Annotated in this window: 15 protein-coding genes; 8 read left to right on the top strand and 7 right to left on the bottom strand. The window is 44.2% G+C overall.

Features of this window, described 5'->3' with window-relative positions; all coding sequences use genetic code 11:
• Nucleotides 1-2: 2 nt before the first annotated feature.
• From nrfD to nrfB, 3 genes are read right to left on the bottom strand one after another with little or no spacing between them, the layout of a single operon-like run.
• Nucleotides 3-977 carry a cytochrome c nitrite reductase subunit NrfD gene (nrfD, locus tag ITG10_RS01140; protein WP_017632058.1) on the bottom strand — a complete coding sequence of 325 codons (975 nt, stop codon included), beginning with the start codon at nt 975-977 and terminating at the stop codon, nt 3-5.
• 2 nt (nt 978-979) lie between these two features.
• On the bottom strand, nt 980-1,666 hold the full coding sequence (nrfC, locus tag ITG10_RS01145) for a cytochrome c nitrite reductase Fe-S protein (RefSeq protein WP_017632059.1): 687 nt from the start codon (nt 1,664-1,666) through the stop codon (nt 980-982).
• A 3-nt stretch (nt 1,667-1,669) separates the two neighbouring features.
• Nucleotides 1,670-2,254: a cytochrome c nitrite reductase pentaheme subunit gene (gene nrfB / locus ITG10_RS01150; RefSeq protein ID WP_017632060.1), complete on the bottom strand. Its 585-nt coding sequence runs from the start codon at nt 2,252-2,254 to the stop codon at nt 1,670-1,672.
• A 482-nt stretch (nt 2,255-2,736) separates the two neighbouring features.
• Between nrfB and nrfA the strand changes: the two genes are divergently transcribed.
• Both nrfA and ITG10_RS01160 read left to right on the top strand, forming a co-directional pair.
• Nucleotides 2,737-4,167: an ammonia-forming nitrite reductase cytochrome c552 subunit gene (gene nrfA / locus ITG10_RS01155; protein ID WP_026084373.1), complete on the top strand. Its 1,431-nt coding sequence runs from the start codon at nt 2,737-2,739 to the stop codon at nt 4,165-4,167.
• A 125-nt stretch (nt 4,168-4,292) separates the two neighbouring features.
• The gene (locus ITG10_RS01160) at nt 4,293-4,637 is read left to right on the top strand and encodes a rhodanese-like domain-containing protein (protein ID WP_017632062.1); all 345 of its coding nucleotides are present in this window, start codon (nt 4,293-4,295) and stop codon (nt 4,635-4,637) included.
• Nucleotides 4,638-4,669: 32 nt separating this feature from the next.
• On the opposite strand, the gene ITG10_RS01165 is transcribed toward ITG10_RS01160, so the two are convergent.
• Nucleotides 4,670-5,299 carry a tetratricopeptide repeat protein gene (locus ITG10_RS01165; RefSeq protein WP_017632063.1) on the bottom strand — a complete coding sequence of 210 codons (630 nt, stop codon included), beginning with the start codon at nt 5,297-5,299 and terminating at the stop codon, nt 4,670-4,672.
• A 174-nt stretch (nt 5,300-5,473) separates the two neighbouring features.
• Complete coding sequence (gyrA, locus tag ITG10_RS01170; RefSeq protein ID WP_017632064.1) at nt 5,474-8,134, bottom strand: DNA topoisomerase (ATP-hydrolyzing) subunit A; 2,661 nt, start codon at nt 8,132-8,134, stop codon at nt 5,474-5,476.
• A gap of 258 nt (nt 8,135-8,392) precedes the next feature.
• Between gyrA and ubiG the strand changes: the two genes are divergently transcribed.
• The 4 genes from ubiG (at nt 8,393) to yfaE (ending at nt 13,454) form a co-directional block, all read left to right on the top strand.
• Complete coding sequence (gene ubiG / locus ITG10_RS01175) at nt 8,393-9,139, top strand: bifunctional 2-polyprenyl-6-hydroxyphenol methylase/3-demethylubiquinol 3-O-methyltransferase UbiG (protein ID WP_017632065.1); 747 nt, start codon at nt 8,393-8,395, stop codon at nt 9,137-9,139.
• A gap of 517 nt (nt 9,140-9,656) precedes the next feature.
• The gene (gene nrdA / locus ITG10_RS01180) at nt 9,657-11,939 is read left to right on the top strand and encodes a class 1a ribonucleoside-diphosphate reductase subunit alpha (protein ID WP_017632066.1); all 2,283 of its coding nucleotides are present in this window, start codon (nt 9,657-9,659) and stop codon (nt 11,937-11,939) included.
• A gap of 103 nt (nt 11,940-12,042) precedes the next feature.
• Complete coding sequence (gene nrdB / locus ITG10_RS01185; protein ID WP_017632067.1) at nt 12,043-13,176, top strand: class Ia ribonucleoside-diphosphate reductase subunit beta; 1,134 nt, start codon at nt 12,043-12,045, stop codon at nt 13,174-13,176.
• Complete coding sequence (gene yfaE / locus ITG10_RS01190; protein ID WP_017632068.1) at nt 13,176-13,454, top strand: class I ribonucleotide reductase maintenance protein YfaE; 279 nt, start codon at nt 13,176-13,178, stop codon at nt 13,452-13,454. The genes nrdB and yfaE overlap by 1 nt, the downstream gene beginning before the upstream one ends.
• A gap of 178 nt (nt 13,455-13,632) precedes the next feature.
• Here yfaE and napF read toward each other — a convergent pair whose 3' ends face one another.
• Together napF and ITG10_RS01200 are read right to left on the bottom strand one after the other, a co-directional pair.
• Nucleotides 13,633-14,148, bottom strand: coding sequence for a ferredoxin-type protein NapF (napF, locus tag ITG10_RS01195; protein ID WP_017632069.1), 516 nt, complete (start codon nt 14,146-14,148; stop codon nt 13,633-13,635).
• Nucleotides 14,148-14,714, bottom strand: coding sequence for a molecular chaperone TorD family protein (locus tag ITG10_RS01200; protein ID WP_017632070.1), 567 nt, complete (start codon nt 14,712-14,714; stop codon nt 14,148-14,150). Before ITG10_RS01200 ends, napF begins: the two co-directional genes overlap by 1 nt.
• A 198-nt stretch (nt 14,715-14,912) precedes the next feature.
• Here ITG10_RS01200 and ITG10_RS01205 point away from each other — a divergent pair, with 198 nt between their 5' ends.
• Both ITG10_RS01205 and ITG10_RS01210 read left to right on the top strand, forming a co-directional pair.
• Entirely contained in the window at nt 14,913-17,351 is a 2,439-nt protein-coding gene (locus tag ITG10_RS01205; protein ID WP_017632071.1) for a DmsA/YnfE/YnfF family dimethyl sulfoxide reductase, read from the top strand.
• A gap of 11 nt (nt 17,352-17,362) precedes the next feature.
• The gene (locus ITG10_RS01210; protein ID WP_004733360.1) at nt 17,363-17,983 is read left to right on the top strand and encodes a DMSO/selenate family reductase complex B subunit; all 621 of its coding nucleotides are present in this window, start codon (nt 17,363-17,365) and stop codon (nt 17,981-17,983) included.
• The last annotated feature ends 1 nt before the right edge of the window (nt 17,984 follow it).

Genomic DNA, 17,984 nt, shown 5'->3' on the forward strand with positions numbered 1-17,984 from the left:
AATTAAGCGAGTGTTAATTGCCCAGCATAAAGAACAAAGGTTCGAAGCATTAACACGCCCATTAAGCTCAAAGACGTCACGGAAAAGATATACACCGAACTATGACGAATAGAGTCTGGCGTGACAGCATTGAGTAACAAGGGTAAAACCATGCCTACCCCAATAACGCCGTACCAGAACCAACTTGCCCAGAAGCCGCTACCAATTGCGTTCCACACTGCTTGTTCGCTTTGTCCACCAGCAAATACTAATCCAGTAAAGAAAGTCACCAGAACAAACAACTCGAACATCACAACCGGACGCTCAAATCCGTGAATCCAAGAAACACTGATGCTGTGTGGCGATTCTTTGAAAACCAAAACACCAAACAAAATACACGCAGCAGCACCCGAAGATAAACTCGAGAATAAGAATAGAATCGGCAGTACTGGGTTATTCAGCATTGGGAAGGTATTTAACGCCGAAAGCAGGAAGCCAGTATAAGCGGCAAGCATCAGAGCAAGAATAGCTAAGAATATTTCCAAAGCATTTTCAAACACTTCTATTTTGCCAATCCAATTCCCAACAAAATCGAGTCGCCCTTTTAACCAAGCTTGGTCATTCAAGAACACTACGATTTGATCTCGGAATATAATGCCGATCCAAAGGAATAAGATCACCATATACACTTGGAATAAGATCACACCCATCGACATCACAGACGTTGGATTATAAAAGATCATGATCTTCCAAAAAGATAACGGTTTTGTTAGATGGAAGACCAAGATCAGCAGACCTGAAATGATCCCAAATGGCGCAAGAAAAGCGGTCGCCTTTAACACACCATTATGAGCGGGGTCACCTTCAATGACCTTTCGTTTAAGGTAAATAGAAATCATGACGGCACCCGCCGACATCCCCGCCAGAAATAGATAAATAGCTATAATCCAGTCCCATACCACGGTACCAGACTGAAAAGCAGTGTCCCATGCACTCATAATCAAATCTCCCCTTTTTGGTGTGGCACTTTATAGAGTTTTGGCTGAGTCCCTAGGTAGGCTTTATCTCTGTAAACCACTTCCGATTGAAGCACTTGGTTTATCTCACTCTTAGGGTCGTTCAGGTCGCCGAATATCAGCGCGTTAGTTGGGCAAGATTCAACACAAGCAGGTAACTTCCCTTGAGCCAAGTTAGTATCACGGCAGAAATTACACTTATCAGCGGATTTATTCTCTGGGTGGAAAAAGCGCACTTGATATGGACAAGCTAATAAGCAGTAACCACAACCCACACACTTCTCTTTGTGCACATCAACAATGCCGGTTTTCTCATCTTTATAGGCTGCACCCGTTGGGCAAACCATCACACACGGAGCATTATCACAATGTTGGCAAGAGTTACGGGTAAAACGGTAATCAACATTTGGATATTCGCCTTGAGGTTCGCTCTTAATGATCTCTAAGCGCGATACACCCTCAGGCACTTTGTTTACTTCACGACACGCTTCAGTACAGGCTGTACAACCGATACACGCGGTTTCATCATGAACCATCCCGTAGCGCTTAGTGCCATCTTCCTGAACATTGGCCAACGTTTTACGGCTTGTTACCGCCGCCGTTCCTGCAACCCCAGTCGTAAAAATCACAGCGCCTGCGCCAGCTAAAAAGTTTCTTCTTGAGCAGCTCATAGATTACTCCCCTTCTTTCTTCTGGTTGAAGTCTGAATGGCAATCCACGCACAACTTAATGGTTTGCTTTTTATCTAAGCTCAGCACCTTAGCTTCGGTCGCATGAACATCATGGCAGTTTGAACACGTTAAGTTTTGTACGTGAACATCGTGAGTCCAGCTCGCTTCACGCAGATCATCCGGTTTATGACAATCTATACATTGGCTATTGGCGTCTAGAATTAAGCTAGGATCGAGGAAGACCTTTTCAGTTCCCTGCTTTGATTGGGCCGCGCGATACTTCACCACTTCAGGTGCACCTTCACGGTGATCGGGGCCAATAGAGGTATGACAATCGGTACAATTCACTTCACGACCAAGTAAAGCGTGTGCGCTCTTACCGTGTGAACCCAATATCGTTTCTTTGGAATCTTTATGGCATTGAACACACTTGTAGTCTTTGTCGCGGATTAATTCGACTTCATGTCTTGTTGATTCTCCTACTGGCGTAACAGCAGGCTCAGCAACAGCATGAATGGAATAACCATAGAGGCAGAATGCTAGAAGGGATTTAAGCATTATGACTATGGCCAATTTAATATTGCCCATTTTATCCTTTCCTTATACCGGCATTATTTAACTCTCAACTAAATAATATTCCGGTTAAACAAAAGTACCCTTAAACGATATTATTAACGTTTAAATGATATCAATTCTTATTTTGGATAAGCCACAACGCTTTCTATATTTAGAATATACCTCTAATTAGGTAATGCGAAATTCACGAAGGTTAATATGTGAACACAATCACCCTATTTATCACAAGGGCATAGTATGTAATTGCTTGTTATATTTGATAATAATTATCACTTAAATTTCTCTCCACAAGCCAATACATACCCCTTTAGGGTTATATAAACTTCAACGTGATTAAAGTCACTGCCATTAATTGATCTAAAACAAGCAAACTTCCGACACGTAACAAAATGTGTTTATTTATGAATTAATATAAACAGGAATTCTCCAGTTCTTAATTTGAATAGCAAACTCACAACGCTTGGTATAAAAATCAGTATATTGGAGATATCACTGTGAAAAAGCACTGGATACGTAATTCCGTCACAGCACTATTAATGGTTAGCGCATCACTAGCAAGCGCAACCAGTTTTGCTGCGTCTGAACAAAAAGAAATTGGTGATCCTCGTAACAACCAGTTCGAGCAGAACCACCCTGATCAATATCACTCATGGAGACAAACGTCAGAAAGTGAAACCATTGAAGATGCGCTAAAAGAAGATCCAAACATGGTGATCATGTGGGCTGGCTACGGGTTCGCAAAAGACTACAACAAAGCTCGCGGCCACTTTTACGCGATTGACGATGTAAGACAAACCTTGCGTACTGGCGGTCCGACCGACGAAAACTCAGGTCCTATGCCAATGGCGTGTTGGAGCTGTAAGAGCCCAGACGTTGCACGTGTTATTGAAGAACGCGGTGAAGATGGCTACTTCGAAGGTAAGTGGGCACGTCTTGGTAACGAGATCGTCAACCCTATTGGTTGTGCCGACTGTCATGACACCCAAAGCGATGAGTTCAAAAACGGCGAGCCAGCACTGAAAGTGACACGCCCTTATGTTGAACGCGCTTTCGAAGCGATTGGTAAAAAGTTTGATGAGCAGAGCCGTTTAGACCAACAAGCTTCAGTTTGTGCACAATGCCATGTGGAATACTACTTCACCGGTCCAACCAAAGGCGTGAAATTCCCTTGGGATAAAGGGACACGTGTTGAGCAAATGGAAGAGTACTACGATGACATCAACTTTAAGGATTGGACGCACAAGGTATCTAAAGCGCCAATGCTAAAAGCGCAGCACCCTGGCTATGAAACATGGCGTGAAGGTATTCACGGCAAAAACAAAGTCGTTTGTGCTGACTGTCATATGCCTAAAGTCACCAAAGAAGACGGCACGGTTTACACCGATCATAAAGTAGGTAACCCGTTTGACCGCTTCGAAGATACGTGTGCCAACTGTCATACTCAATCTAAAGAGACCATGCGTAATATCGTTTCAAGCCGTAAAGCTCAAGTGCTAAACATGAAGCTGACTGCTGAGAAACAAATCGTTGCTGCTCACTTTGAAGCAGGCGCGGCATGGGAAGCGGGTGCAACAGAGCAAGAGATGGAGCCAATCCTACTGGATATTCGTCACGCTCAATGGCGTTGGGACTACGCAATCGCATCTCATGGTGTTCATATGCATGCACCAGAAGTTGCGCTTGAGGTTCTAGGTACAGCCGTTGACCGTGCAGCCGACGCTCGTACTAAGATCATTCGTCTATTAGCGAAGAAAGGCATCACCGACCCTATAGAAATTCCTGATATCTCAACCAAAGAAGCGGCTCAAAAAGCGCTAGGAATGGACATGGATAAGATGAACGCTGAGAAACAACACTTCTTAGACACGGTTGTTCCTAAGTGGGAAGAACAAGCTGAAAAACGTGAAGCGAACTACGAATACTAGTTTCTTCAAATAGACCATTACGTAAAAACCAGTCACACTATTATTGTGTGGCTGGTTTTTTAGGTTTTGGAGGAATACACATCAATACCTACCTCCGATCTACTCGCCAATTCAAGGAATAAACAATGAAAACCTTATTTTCACTTTCAGCATTGTGCGTTGCACTGTTGAGTTCTGGCGTTCATGCGTCTGAGCGCGCCGATATAGGTTGGGAGTTAATTGAGAAAGGCGCATTAGTGGTTGATGTCAGAACTCCTGAGGAGTTCAAGCAAGGGCATCTAGACAACGCCATAAACTATCCACTGTCTGAGGTCGCAACACACTTTGCCAACATAGATAAAGACCAACCGATTGTCTTGTATTGCCGCAGTGGTAACCGCTCAGGACAAGCCTATCAGTTCTTGCAAGCTCAAGGGTTTACTCAAATCCACAACGCAGGTGGCCTGATTGAAATGCAGGAAAGTAAATAGCTAAAAACAAACGACTAGCGATTATGCCAAGCTTATCGGATCATCTGTTTGGCTTGGTTGATCGAGTGAATAATAGAAACACGATCAATCCCCTTCTGATTAGAGTCGAGAATTTGAGTCCACGCATCGATCGCTTGTTGATAGCGCATACTGATGAAGTGATCGGTCGCGATTAACATTAAGGCCGTTCGATCGTTCGGATCAAGATCCATAGATTGCTCTAGCAGTCTGTTGACGTCATCACTCATCGCTTGTGAACTGAGATAATAAAGTGCGGTGGCTTTAGCGGCATACAAGCCTGAAGGCGCTTGAGGATCTAAACGAATCGCGTAATCGTAACAGGTAAAAGCCGCATCAAACTCCCCTTTCTGCATATAAACACCGCCCAGCCTAAACCATAAATCAGATTGATTTGGGTCTTGCTTAAGGCTTTGTTGCAGCTCATCTTGGAAATCTGTTGTGGTGTAATTTTCGTTGTCATTGGAAGGAGGCTGAGGCAGCTCTTGCTTCATTTGAAACCAGATAATGCCACTGAGTAGCACTGCGGTAAGTGAGATAACAAGGTTCCCCTTAAGGCTACGACTGTTTTTGTTTGATGCAACGACAATCACCACCAAAAACAGGCTCATCAATAACAAAGCAACCAGTAACCAGATATCCATTTTACTCCCCCTTTTTATCCGCCCATTCACTCTACCTCTTTCGCCACAAAGCAAACTTGATCAAGGTATAGCTATTGGTATTTAACGATTCTCCATAAACAACAGGCAATAAAAAACCGAGCACTTAGGCTCGGTTTTTTCAATGGTAAGCTTAATTACTTAGCGTAATCGAGATTACTCAGTGTCTTGCTCGCTATCACTTTCAGAGTCAGAAGCATCTGATGCTTGCTCTTCACTTGATTCAGCAACTTCAGCGTTAACTGCTTCAGCATTTGCTTCTTCAGCTTCGCCTTCTACAATCTCAGCTTCTTCTACTTCGTCGATGCGTTGTAGACCTACAACGTTCTCGTCTTCAGCAGTACGAATCAGTGTTACACCTTGAGTGTTACGACCAACTTGGCTCACTTCCGCTACGCGAGTACGTACTAGTGTACCTGCGTCGGTGATCATCATCATTTCATCGCCTTCTTCAACTTGAACAGCACCAACTACTGGGCCATTACGTTCAGAGACTTTGATAGATACTACACCTTGCGTTGCACGGCCTTTCGTTGGGTATTCAGCTAGCTCAGTACGCTTACCGTAACCGTTTTGAGTCACAGTTAGGATATCGCCTTCGTTAGAAGGAACAATCAGTGAAACCACTTGATCGTCTTCTGGAAGCTTCATACCACGAACACCAGAGGCAGTACGGCCCATTGCGCGTACTTTGTCCTCGTTAAAGCGAACAACTTTGCCCGATTTAGAGAACAGCATGATGTCGCTATCACCGTTAGTGATGTCAACGCCGATCAGTGAATCGTCGTCACGTAGGTTAACAGCGATTAGACCGTTAGCACGTACGTTTGCGAATTGATCCAGAGATGTCTTCTTAACAGTACCGTCGCCTGTTGCCATGAAGATGAATTTCTCGTTAGAGAACTCAGAAACAGGCAGGATAGCCGTGATACGCTCACCTTCTTCTAGAGGAAGAATGTTCACGATAGGCTTACCACGAGCAGTACGACTTGCTAATGGCAGTTGGTAAACTTTCAGACGGTATGTCTTACCACGAGTAGAGAAACATAGGATGTTATCGTGAGTATTAGCAACAAGCAGACGCTCAATGTAATCCTCATCTTTCATCTTAGTTGCACTCTTACCTTTACCACCACGACGCTGAGCTTCGTAGTCGCTTAGGATTTGGTACTTAACGTAACCTGCGTTAGAAAGCGTTACTACAACGTCTTCTTGAGCAATCAGCTCTTCCATGTCGATATCATGAACTGCAGCTGTGATTTCTGTACGACGCTCGTCGCCATAGATTTCACGTACTGCTTGAAGTTCTTCACGGATAACTTCCATCAAACGCTCAGTGCTTGCAAGAATGTGCATTAGCTCAGCGATTTCTTCTAGAAGTGCTTTGTACTCGTCTAGAATCTTCTCGTGCTCTAGGCCAGTTAGGCGGTGAAGACGAAGTTCTAGAATAGCTTGTGCTTGTGTTTCCGTTAGGAAGTATTGGCCATCGCGGATGCCGTATTGGTCTTCCAACCAATCAGGACGAGCCGCATCAGTACCAGCACGCTCAAGCATTGAAGCAACGTTACCAAGATCCCAACCACGAGACACTAAACCAACTTTAGCTTCTGCTGGTGTTGGCGCGCTCTTGATCAGTTCAATGATTTCATCAATGTTAGCAAGTGCTAGAGACAAAGCTTCAAGGATGTGTGCACGGTCGCGCGCTTTCTTCAGTTCGAAGATAGTACGACGAGTCACAACTTCGCGACGGTGGTCTACGAAGCACTTAAGCATGTCTTTGATGTTGAACAACTGTGGTTGACCGTTATTCAACGCAACCATGTTGATACCGAAAGTCGTTTGCAGTTGAGTTTGAGCGTATAGGTTGTTAAGAACCACTTCGCCTACTGCATCACGCTTACATTCAATAACAATACGCATACCGTCTTTATCAGACTCGTCACGTAGTGCACTGATGCCTTCTACTTTCTTATCTTTAACCAGTTCAGCAATCTTCTCGATCAAACGAGCTTTGTTTACTTGGTAAGGGATCTCAGTAACGATAATGGTTTCTTTACCATTCTTCTCTACTTCGATATCCGCTTTTGAACGCATGTAAACCTTACCGCGGCCAGTCTTGTATGCATCTACGATGCCTTTACGACCACTGATAAGTGCTGCTGTTGGGAAGTCAGGACCAGGGATATAGTCCATTAGCTCATCAATAGTGATATCTTCATTATTGATAAATGCTAAACAGCCATCAACAACTTCACCAAGGTTATGTGGTGGGATGTTGGTAGCCATACCTACTGCGATACCAGAAGCACCGTTTACCAATAGGTTAGGAATTTTTGTAGGAAGTACTGCTGGAATTTGTTCTGTACCATCGTAGTTCGGTACGTAATCCACAGTTTCCTTATCAAGGTCAGCCAGGAGCTCGTGAGCAATTTTCGCCATACGAACTTCGGTATAACGCATTGCAGCCGCGGAGTCGCCATCGATAGAACCAAAGTTACCTTGGCCATCAACTAGCATGTAACGCAGTGAGAACGGTTGCGCCATACGAACAATAGTATCGTATACAGCACTATCACCATGTGGGTGGTATTTACCGATTACATCACCTACTACACGAGCAGACTTTTTATATGGTTTGTTCCAATCATTACCTAGTACATTCATCGCGAACAAAACGCGGCGGTGTACAGGTTTTAGGCCATCACGCACATCTGGAAGGGCACGACCAACGATGACGGACATCGCGTAGTCTAGGTATGAACCTCTAAGCTCATCTTCAATATTTACGGGCGTGATCTCTTTCGCTAGATCGCTCATAGAGCCATTTTCCCTCTATAGTCAGATCGTATTTTTGAATACGTATAAGACCGAAAAATATAACACAAATTTACCTACGGAGGCATCACTTTCCCTCTCCTTTTACCATCTTGTGACCCTTGTAGCCAATCAATTGATGAGAAATTGCACCTCCGCATCATATCTTGCTGAAACATGGTCACTTTACATCCAATAAACTAGCAAAATTGTAGATCTTCTGGTCAGGGCGAAAAGGCAAGTTATAATGCCTGCAATTTCATGGATGCATTATTTAACTTGGAAATGCCGATTATGACTAAATCACAGAACGTAGACCCAGCAGAAATCAAAAAATTCGAAGACATGGCGTCGCGCTGGTGGGATCTGAAAGGCGAGTTTAAGCCTCTACATCAAATCAACCCACTGCGCCTAAATTATGTGCTAGAAAAGACCGAAGGTTTATTTGGTAAGAAAGTACTCGACGTTGGCTGCGGTGGCGGCATTTTGGCTGAAAGTATGGCTGTTGAGGGCGCTGTAGTCACTGGCCTAGATATGGGTAAGGAACCACTAGAAGTGGCACGTCTTCACGCATTAGAAACAGGCACCAAGCTAGATTACATCCAAAGCACCATCGAAGACCATGCAGAACAGAATCCACAAACTTACGATGTGGTAACGTGCATGGAAATGCTAGAGCACGTTCCTGATCCACAATCTGTGATTAGCGCATGTTCAAAATTAGTGAAACCGGGTGGTCACGTGTTCTTCTCTACTTTGAACCGTAACTTCAAATCTTACCTGTTCGCTATTGTTGGTGCAGAAAAGCTGCTTAAAATTGTCCCTGAGGGCACTCACGAGCACGAGAAGTTCATTCGCCCTGCAGAACTTATTAAGATGATTGATAACACACCACTGCAAGAGTTAGGCATCACTGGTCTACACTATAACCCACTGACTGACAGCTACCGTTTGGGCCACAATGTCGATGTAAACTACATCGTTCACACTCAAAATTTCGCCCAATAACTGCTCGTATAATTACCAGTATCCCTACCGTAAAACCTTTTGTAAAAAAGACTAATGAAAAGAGTTGCAACTAACATAAGTTTGCGACTTTTTTCAGTCTAAATTTCGTGCGCTAGCTTCCATTTTGACCACCTAGATTTAATTTTAACCCCCCAAAATCCATCGCTCATTTTGTCCAAAGATCAAGGGATTTTTTTTTATGGGAGTGCAAAAATAAAGCATCCTTAAAAGCCGACTTTTATACAATCAAGTCACATCTAACCTCATCAGTTAGTGGTCACTTACAGTTTTTTTTCAATCCACCACTTATCCACAAGCAACCCAATTTCTTTACCTTGAAAAATATCAGTTGTAGCACTATCTTGTAACCCAACAAACAAATGACCCCTATATGTTGTGTTTGAACTACAATGTATGGGTAGACCAAGATCACAAAGCCGAAACGTAATTTACAAAAATTACACAGAAATACACAAAAACACGGCCTTGTTCAGTTTTGTTAGGGAAATTAAGCAGAATGAACCAACAACTTACTGTTACCAAGCGTAACGGGCGCAAAGAAACGATCGATCTAGAGAAGATCCATCGCGTGATTACATGGGCAGCTGAAGGCTTGCACAATGTTTCTGTATCACAAGTAGAATTGAAAGCTCACATTCAGTTTTACGATGGCATCACCACTACTGACATTCATGAGACTATCATCAAGTCGGCAGCGGATTTAATCTCTGAAGAGACTCCTGATTACCAATATCTAGCAGCACGTCTGTCTGTATTCCACCTACGTAAAAAAGCGTACGGCGAATACGAGCCGCCTGCATTATATGACCACGTTGCAAAACTGGTTGATATGGGTAAATACGATAGCCACCTAATGGAAGATTACACGAAAGCCGAGTTCGACGAGCTTGACGAGTACATCGACCACAAACGTGACTTAGACTTCTCTTACGCAGCGGTTAAGCAGCTTGAAGGTAAATACTTCGTGCAAAACCGTGTAACGAAAGAAATCTACGAGAGTGCTCAGTTCCTTTACATTTTAGTTGCTGCGTGTCTATTCGCTAAGTACCCGAAATCGACTCGTCTTGACTACATCAAACGTTTTTACGATGCATCGTCTACGTTTAAGATTTCTCTACCTACACCGATCATGTCTGGTGTACGTACGCCTACTCGTCAATTCAGTTCTTGTGTACTGATCGAGTGTGGTGACAGCCTTGATTCAATCAACGCAACAGCAAGCTCAATTGTTCGTTACGTATCTCAACGTGCTGGTATTGGTATCAACGCAGGTCGTATCCGTGCGCTTGGTTCTGAAATCCGTAATGGTGAAGCGTTCCACACTGGCTGTATTCCTTTCTACAAATACTTCCAAACAGCAGTAAAATGTTGTTCTCAAGGTGGTGTCCGTGGTGGCGCAGCAACAGTGTTCTATCCACTATGGCACGGTGAAGTTCAGTCTCTATTAGTACTGAAAAACAACCGCGGCGTTGAAGAGAACCGTGTTCGTCACATGGACTACGGCGTACAACTGAACAAGCTTATGTACTCTCGTCTTGTTCAAGGGGGCAACATCAGCCTGTTCTCACCTTCTGACGTGCCTGGCCTTTACGATGCGTTCTTCGAAAACCAAGACCGTTTTGAAGAGCTATACGTTAAGTACGAAAACGATCCATCAGTGAAGCGCGAAACAGTAAAAGCTGTAGAGCTATTCTCTCTGCTAATGCAAGAGCGTGCTTCTACTGGTCGTATCTACATTCAGAACGTTGACCACTGTAATACACACAGCCCGTTTGATTCTGAAGTTGCCCCTGTTCGTCAATCGAACCTATGTCTAGAAATCGCGCTTCCAACTAAGCCGCTTTCTAACGTAGAAGATGACGAAGGCGAAATTGCACTTTGTACGCTTTCAGCTTTCAACCTTGGCGCAATCAATGAACTTGACGACCTAGCAGAGCTTTCTGAACTGGTTGTTCGTGCACTAGATGCACTTCTTGATTACCAAGACTACCCGCTTCCAGCAGCATACAAGTCGACAATGAACCGTCGTACTCTAGGTGTAGGTGTTATCAACTACGCATACTACCTAGCGAAGAATGGTGTGAAGTACTCTGATGGCAGCGCAAATGGCCTGACTCACCGTACTTTTGAAGCGATTCAATACCACTTGCTAAAAGCATCTGTTGAACTAGCGAAAGAGCAAGGTCGTTGCCCATCTTTCCACGAGACCAACTACGCGAAAGGCCTACTGCCAATAGATACTTACAAGAAAGATATCGACTTAGTATGTGAAGAGCCATTGCACTACGATTGGGATTCTCTACGTGAAGAGATCATGGAGCACGGTCTGCGTAACTCTACGCTAACAGCGCTTATGCCTTCTGAGACATCGTCTCAAATCTCGAACGCGACGAACGGTATCGAGCCACCACGTGGTTACGTATCAGTGAAAGCATCGAAAGACGGCATCCTGAAGCAAGTTGTTCCAGATTTCCTAAATCTAAAAGAGAACTACGAACTGCTTTGGAACATTGGTTCTAACGACGGTTACCTACACCTAGTAGGTATCATGCAAAAATTCGTTGACCAAGCTATCTCTGCAAACACTAACTATGATCCAAGTGTTTACGACAGCGGTAAAGTACCAATGAAGAAGCTGCTTCAAGACCTACTTACAGCGTACAAGTACGGTGTTAAGACGCTTTACTACCATAACACTCGTGATGGTGCTAAAGACGACCAAGGCGATGCAGTAACAGTGCCGGAAGAAGATTGTGAAGGCGGCGGTTGTAAGATCTAAACCGCAATAAACATTAAGACCCCAGAGAAGAGTTATCTTCTCTGGGTTTAAAGCATTAACAGGGTCCGTTTTATGACGGGTCTTTAAAGGATTTGAGGCATTTATGGCTTACAGTACTTTTTCTCAGCAAAAAAATGACCAACTAAAAGAACCAATGTTCTTGGGTCAGTCGGTAAACGTTGCTCGTTACGACCAACAGAAATTCGAAATCTTCGAAAAGCTTATCGAGAAGCAGCTTTCTTTCTTCTGGCGTCCAGAAGAAGTTGACGTGTCTAGCGACCGTATCGACTACAACAAGCTTCCTGAGCATGAAAAGCACATCTTCATCTCTAACCTGAAGTACCAAACACTTCTAGATTCTATCCAAGGCCGCAGTCCGAACGTTGCCCTACTTCCATTGGTATCACTACCAGAAGTAGAAACTTGGATTGAGACTTGGTCTTTCTCTGAAACGATTCACTCTCGTTCTTACACGCACATCATCCGTAACATCGTGAATGATCCAGGCGTAGTATTCGACGACATCGTTGAAAACGAAGAGATCCTTAAGCGTGCTAAAGACATCGCTTTCTACTACGACGACCTAATCAAGCTAACGGCTGACTACCACCGCTACGGTGAAGGCAACCACAGCATCAACGGCGAAGACGTTAAGATTTCACTTCACGACCTGAAGAAGAAACTTTACCTATGTCTAATGTCGGTAAACGCACTAGAAGCAATCCGTTTCTACGTAAGTTTCGCATGTTCATTTGCATTCGCTGAGCGTGAGCTAATGGAAGGTAACGCTAAAATCATCAAGCTAATCGCTCGTGATGAAGCGCTTCACCTGACTGGTACTCAGCACATGATCAACTTGCTACGTAACGGTCAAGACGACTTCGCATTCATGCAAATCGCTGAAGAGTGCAAGCAAGAATGTTTCGACCTATTTAAAGAAGCAGCAGAGCAAGAGAAAGAATGGGCAGAATACCTATTCAAAGACGGCTCTATGATTGGTCTGAACAAAGACATTCTTTGCCAATACGTTGAGTACATTACCAACATTCGTATGCAAGCGGTTGGTCTAGGTACTGCTTACCCAGCAGCGACATCGAACCCAATCCCATGGATCAACGCTTGGTTATCTTCAGATAACGTACAAGTTGCTCCACAAGAAGCTGAAATCAGTTCTTACCTAGTTGGTCAAATCGACAACGAAGTAAAAGCTGACGACTTTGAAGGATTTGAGCTGTAATGCCAACAATCAAAATCAACAAGCTGACTTCGATTGAATCTAACCCTTCAAATACTCTGTTGGAAACAATGGAACAAGCTGGGTTAGAACCAGAATACAACTGCCGAGATGGTCACTGTGGCGCATGCCGATGTACGTTGGATTCTGGTGAAGTTGAGTACGTTGGTTTTGCTATGGCTTACACACAAGGCGATGAGATTTTGCCATGCATCTGCAAAGCAAAAACCGATTTGTCGCTAAGTAACGTGATTCACAGAAGCAAACAAAAGCGCGCCTAAGGCTATTCGGTTTAAGTTAGCTTGCTTAGTTTCATTTGCTTTCGCTTTAGAAGAATCATGTAAGTTCAAACGCTTCATCAAAGATGATAAGTATTAAAAAGGGTCCGCCTCCTCTTGGAATGCGGACCCTTTTTCTATTCGTGTCTTTAGCTCTCGACCACCAAGCCAAACCAGATGGTTACTGTTGAGTCAGGTTCAAAGTCACAGAGCCAATGTAACAAGCGCTTCGGCACTCTCCACAGCCATTGCACTTATCTTGAACGACCGTAGGCAACTCTCCTACTTCAATGTGTATCGCACCGACAGAACACGCGGTTTGGCATGCATTACAGTCCATTTGCATGTAGTTATTGCAGCTATCAGCAAAGCTGGGCTTCAAGTCGATATAAGACGTCACGGTTTGATGCAGCGCGCCAGTCGGACACACTTCACTGCACTTATTACACATCGAACAACTGTTGTAATCCAAATTCAGTAGCGCACTGCCCTCTAGCATCTCAATAACGCTATTCGGACACGCTTGCTCGCACAACCCACAACCGTCGCAAAGACGCTCAAACAGCACCTCATCGACAGCCCTAGGTGGCCTAGCATGTATGCGCTGTGATTTCTCTTCATAACTTGCAGCCGCTTTAACTGGCTTAGAGAGTCGAGTTAAGAAACCACGCCTATTTGAATTTATTTGCTCAGACATTAGTCGATATATAACTTTTTAGTGGCAACGTTTAAATTATATTCAGATGTTAATTGATTAAGCCAATTTATTACATCACTTGATAGCTTCTTATAAAATGATAAATCTGATGCTGTATTTAATTTATCTAAATAAACAGAAGACCAAGGTAATAAGTGACACTCAAGTAATTCACTAGCTGAATTAACATTATTGTTTTCTAACAAATACGCATGAGCGAATAACATTAAACCAAATTGATCTTCTGGCTCTCTTAAACCTGTATCCAATTCAATTTGGTTTAATTCTAGAAACTGTCGATATTCCACAGTCGATGCACCAAACACCACACGGTCTTTATCTAGGTACACAGAGCCCCAAGGCGGAGCTGGCATGTCTCCAACGCCTTCAAACAAGCGGCTAAACTCTGCAGCTAAGGCATCTTCCTGTTCGTTTTGAAGTGCCAGTAAGCAATCTTCTGATAAGACTTGGCTCTCTACTAGTGCCTGAACAATATCTAATAACTGTTCTTTATTTGTTGCTTGATAAAATAATGAACCGAGCAATTTATGCGTATCAATAATCATTCTTATTTATACCGTAATTGGTTTAACGACGATTATATAAATACACCAACTAGATTCTTTGATCTATTTTATACATTCGATTCATAACATTTAAATTTCGCTCTTATTTGATGCCAATCAATCAATATTTAGAAATAAAAATATAGAAGCCAAACTACCTATAAAGTGCTAGCTATCAATAACAATAGGCATCTTAGAATGACGAATAAGAAAGAATCTGGGGTAATGAATCTTACTCGAAGAGGCTTCATGAAAGCTTCTTCGGCGGTAGGTAGTGCAGCCGCACTCGCGGGCGGTATCGCTTTACCTTTCAAATCCAAACCAGTAGCGGCTGCGGTTGCTGAGAATGTGGATGAGAAAATCGTATGGAGTGCATGTACAGTAAACTGTGGCTCACGCTGCCCGTTACGTATGCATGTACAAAACGGTGAAATCAAATACGTAGAAACAGACAATACGGGTACTGACGAATACGGTCATCACCAAGTACGTGCGTGTCTACGTGGTCGCTCTATGCGTCGCCGTGTTTACAACCCAGATCGCCTGAAATACCCAATGAAACGTGTGGGCAAACGTGGTGAAGGTAAGTTTAAGCGTATTAGTTGGGAAGAGGCTTATGATGAAGTCGCTGGCACTATGCAACGCCTTATCAAAGATTACGGTAACGACACTATCTACCTAAACTACGGTACAGGTACACTTGGTGGTACGGTAACTAAGTCTTGGCCACCAGCTCAGACGCTGATTGCGCGTCTAATGAACCTAAGTGGTGGTTACCTAAACCATTATGGTGACTACTCAACAGCGCAAATCGCGAAAGGCTTGAGCTACACCTACGGTGGTTGGGCAAACAACAACTCTTTCTCTGACTTAGAGAACACTAAGCTTAACATCCAATTTGGTAACAACCCTGCTGAGACTCGTATGTCTGGCGGCGGTCTGATCCACCACTACGTAGAAAGCAAAAACAAATCAAACGCAAGAACGATCATCATCGATCCACGCTACACCGATACTGCCGGTGGCCGTGAAGATCAGTGGATCCCAATTCGTCCTTCTACGGATGCTGCATTGGTAGCGGGTCTTGCGCATGTGATGATTACTGAAGACCTAGTCGACCAACCGTTCCTAGACAAATACTGTGTCGGTTACGATGAGAAGACCCTTCCTGCATCAGCGCCTAAAAACAGTGACTACAAATCTTACATCCTAGGTTTAGGTGAAGATGGCGTAGAGAAGACACCAGAGTGGGCTTCTAAGATCACAGGCATTCCGGTTGATACTATCGTTAAGCTTGGCCGTGAGATGGGCACAGCGAAACCGTGTGCTATCCACCAAGGTTGGGGTCTACAACGTACTGCGAACGGTGAGCTAGCTTGTCGTGCAATCGCAATGCTGTCGCTACTCACTGGCTCTGTCGGTGTATCAGGCGGTTCAACAGGTGCTCGTGAAAGTGACATCAACATTCCGTTTGTTCGCTTCCCGACTGTTCCAAACCCTGTTGAAACATCAATTTCAATGTTCATGTGGACAGACGCAATTCACCGTCACCACGAGATGACAGACATCACTGACGGTGTTCGCGGTGCTGAGCGCCTTAAGAACCCAATCAAGATGATCTGGAACTACGCAGGTAACTGCATCATCAACCAACACTCAGACATCAACAAGACGCACGCGATCCTTCAAGATGAAAGCGCATGTGAAATGATTGTTGTGGTTGATAACCATATGACGTCTTCTGCGAAATACGCCGACATCATCCTGCCTGACTTAACCACATCAGAACAAGACGACTGGTGTATGGATGGTAAAGCATCGAACATGCCTTACTTCATCTACGCACAAAAAGCGATTGAGCCTCAGTTTGAAGCAAAATCTATCTACGAGATGTGTACGCAACTTGCTAAGCGCATGGGCGTTGAAAAAGAGTTCACAGAAGGTCGTACTCAAGAACAATGGATTGAGCACCTTTACGCGGAAACTCGTAAGAACGATCCAACACTGCCAACCTTCGAAGAGATGAAAGAGCTGGGTATCTACAAGCGTAGCTACGACCACCACTACATCGCTTACGAAGATTTCCGTAAAGACCCTGAAGCGAATCCACTGACTACACCAAGTGGCAAAATCGAGATTTACTCAGAGCAACTAGCTGATATCGCGAAAACGTGGAAGCTGAAAGAAGATGAAGTGATTCACCCACTTCCGATTTACGCAGATTCTTTTGAAGGTCATAACGATCCACTAGCAGAGAAGTACCCACTTCAGCTAACGGGCTTCCACTACAAGGCTCGTACGCACTCAACTTACGGCAACGTTGCAGAGATCAAAGCTGCGGCACCGCAAGAGTTGTGGATCAACCCAATCGATGCGAAAGAACGTGGTATTGAAAGCGGCGACATGGTGAGTATTTTCAACGACCGTGGCGAAGTACATATTCCAGCGAAAGTGACACCAAGGATTCTTCCTCGAGTTGTCGCACTAGGCGAAGGTGCATGGTACGCACCCGATGGTCAGAAGATCGACCATGCAGGCTCTATCAACGTGCTGACCACTCAGCGCCCGAGTCCACTTGCTAAGGGTAACCCTCAGCATACAAACCTAGTTCAAATCAAAGCGCTAAAGAAAGCATAAGGTAGGTTGGAATGAAACAATACGGCTTTTACATTGATTCAAGTAAATGCACGGGTTGTAAAACCTGTCAGCTTGCTTGTAAAGATTATAACGATCTAGACATCAAAACGAACTACCGTCGCGTATACGAATACGCAGGTGGTGGCTTCACTCAAGATGGCGACACCTGGGTTCAGAAAGATGTCTTTTCTTACTACCTGTCTATCGCTTGTAACCACTGTACTAACCCTGCATGTGTGAAAGTGTGTCCTTCGGGCGCAATGCACAAACGTGATGAAGACGGCTTGGTTGTGGTTGACGAAAGTGTATGTATTGGTTGTCAGCATTGTAGCAATGCGTGTCCTTACGGCGCACCACAATACAATGCGAAGAAAGGTCACATGACCAAATGCGATGGTTGCTACCAACGTGTTTCAGAAGGTAAACAACCTATCTGTGTTGAGTCTTGCCCACTTCGCGCATTGGAGTTTGGTGAAATTAATACACTTCGCGAGAAGTACGGTTCTGGTGCAGATGTGGCGCCACTGCCATCTTCCACCGAAACGCTGCCAAACATCGTGATCAAGCTGAACAAAAACGCGAAGCCTACTGGCGATACCAGTGGTCACCTAGCAAACCCGAAGGAGGTGTAAG

The organism is Vibrio sp. ED004, from assembly GCF_023206395.1.
GTDB lineage: Bacteria > Pseudomonadota > Gammaproteobacteria > Enterobacterales > Vibrionaceae > Vibrio.

What these genes read in the sequence shown, in the direction of transcription:
- nrfD (WP_017632058.1), bottom strand. Translation starts at nt 977, where the DNA reads ATGAGTGCATGGGACACTGCTTTTCAGTCTGGTACCGTGGTATGGGAC.
- nrfC (WP_017632059.1), bottom strand. Translation starts at nt 1,666, where the DNA reads ATGAGCTGCTCAAGAAGAAACTTTTTAGCTGGCGCAGGCGCTGTGATT.
- nrfB (WP_017632060.1), bottom strand. Translation starts at nt 2,254, where the DNA reads ATGGGCAATATTAAATTGGCCATAGTCATAATGCTTAAATCCCTTCTA.
- ITG10_RS01160 (WP_017632062.1), top strand. Translation starts at nt 4,293, where the DNA reads ATGAAAACCTTATTTTCACTTTCAGCATTGTGCGTTGCACTGTTGAGT.
- ITG10_RS01165 (WP_017632063.1), bottom strand. Translation starts at nt 5,299, where the DNA reads ATGGATATCTGGTTACTGGTTGCTTTGTTATTGATGAGCCTGTTTTTG.
- gyrA (WP_017632064.1), bottom strand. Translation starts at nt 8,134, where the DNA reads ATGAGCGATCTAGCGAAAGAGATCACGCCCGTAAATATTGAAGATGAG.
- ubiG (WP_017632065.1), top strand. Translation starts at nt 8,393, where the DNA reads ATGGATGCATTATTTAACTTGGAAATGCCGATTATGACTAAATCACAG.
- nrdA (WP_017632066.1), top strand. Translation starts at nt 9,657, where the DNA reads ATGAACCAACAACTTACTGTTACCAAGCGTAACGGGCGCAAAGAAACG.
- nrdB (WP_017632067.1), top strand. Translation starts at nt 12,043, where the DNA reads ATGGCTTACAGTACTTTTTCTCAGCAAAAAAATGACCAACTAAAAGAA.
- yfaE (WP_017632068.1), top strand. Translation starts at nt 13,176, where the DNA reads ATGCCAACAATCAAAATCAACAAGCTGACTTCGATTGAATCTAACCCT.
- napF (WP_017632069.1), bottom strand. Translation starts at nt 14,148, where the DNA reads ATGTCTGAGCAAATAAATTCAAATAGGCGTGGTTTCTTAACTCGACTC.
- ITG10_RS01200 (WP_017632070.1), bottom strand. Translation starts at nt 14,714, where the DNA reads ATGATTATTGATACGCATAAATTGCTCGGTTCATTATTTTATCAAGCA.
- ITG10_RS01205 (WP_017632071.1), top strand. Translation starts at nt 14,913, where the DNA reads ATGACGAATAAGAAAGAATCTGGGGTAATGAATCTTACTCGAAGAGGC.
- ITG10_RS01210 (WP_004733360.1), top strand. Translation starts at nt 17,363, where the DNA reads ATGAAACAATACGGCTTTTACATTGATTCAAGTAAATGCACGGGTTGT.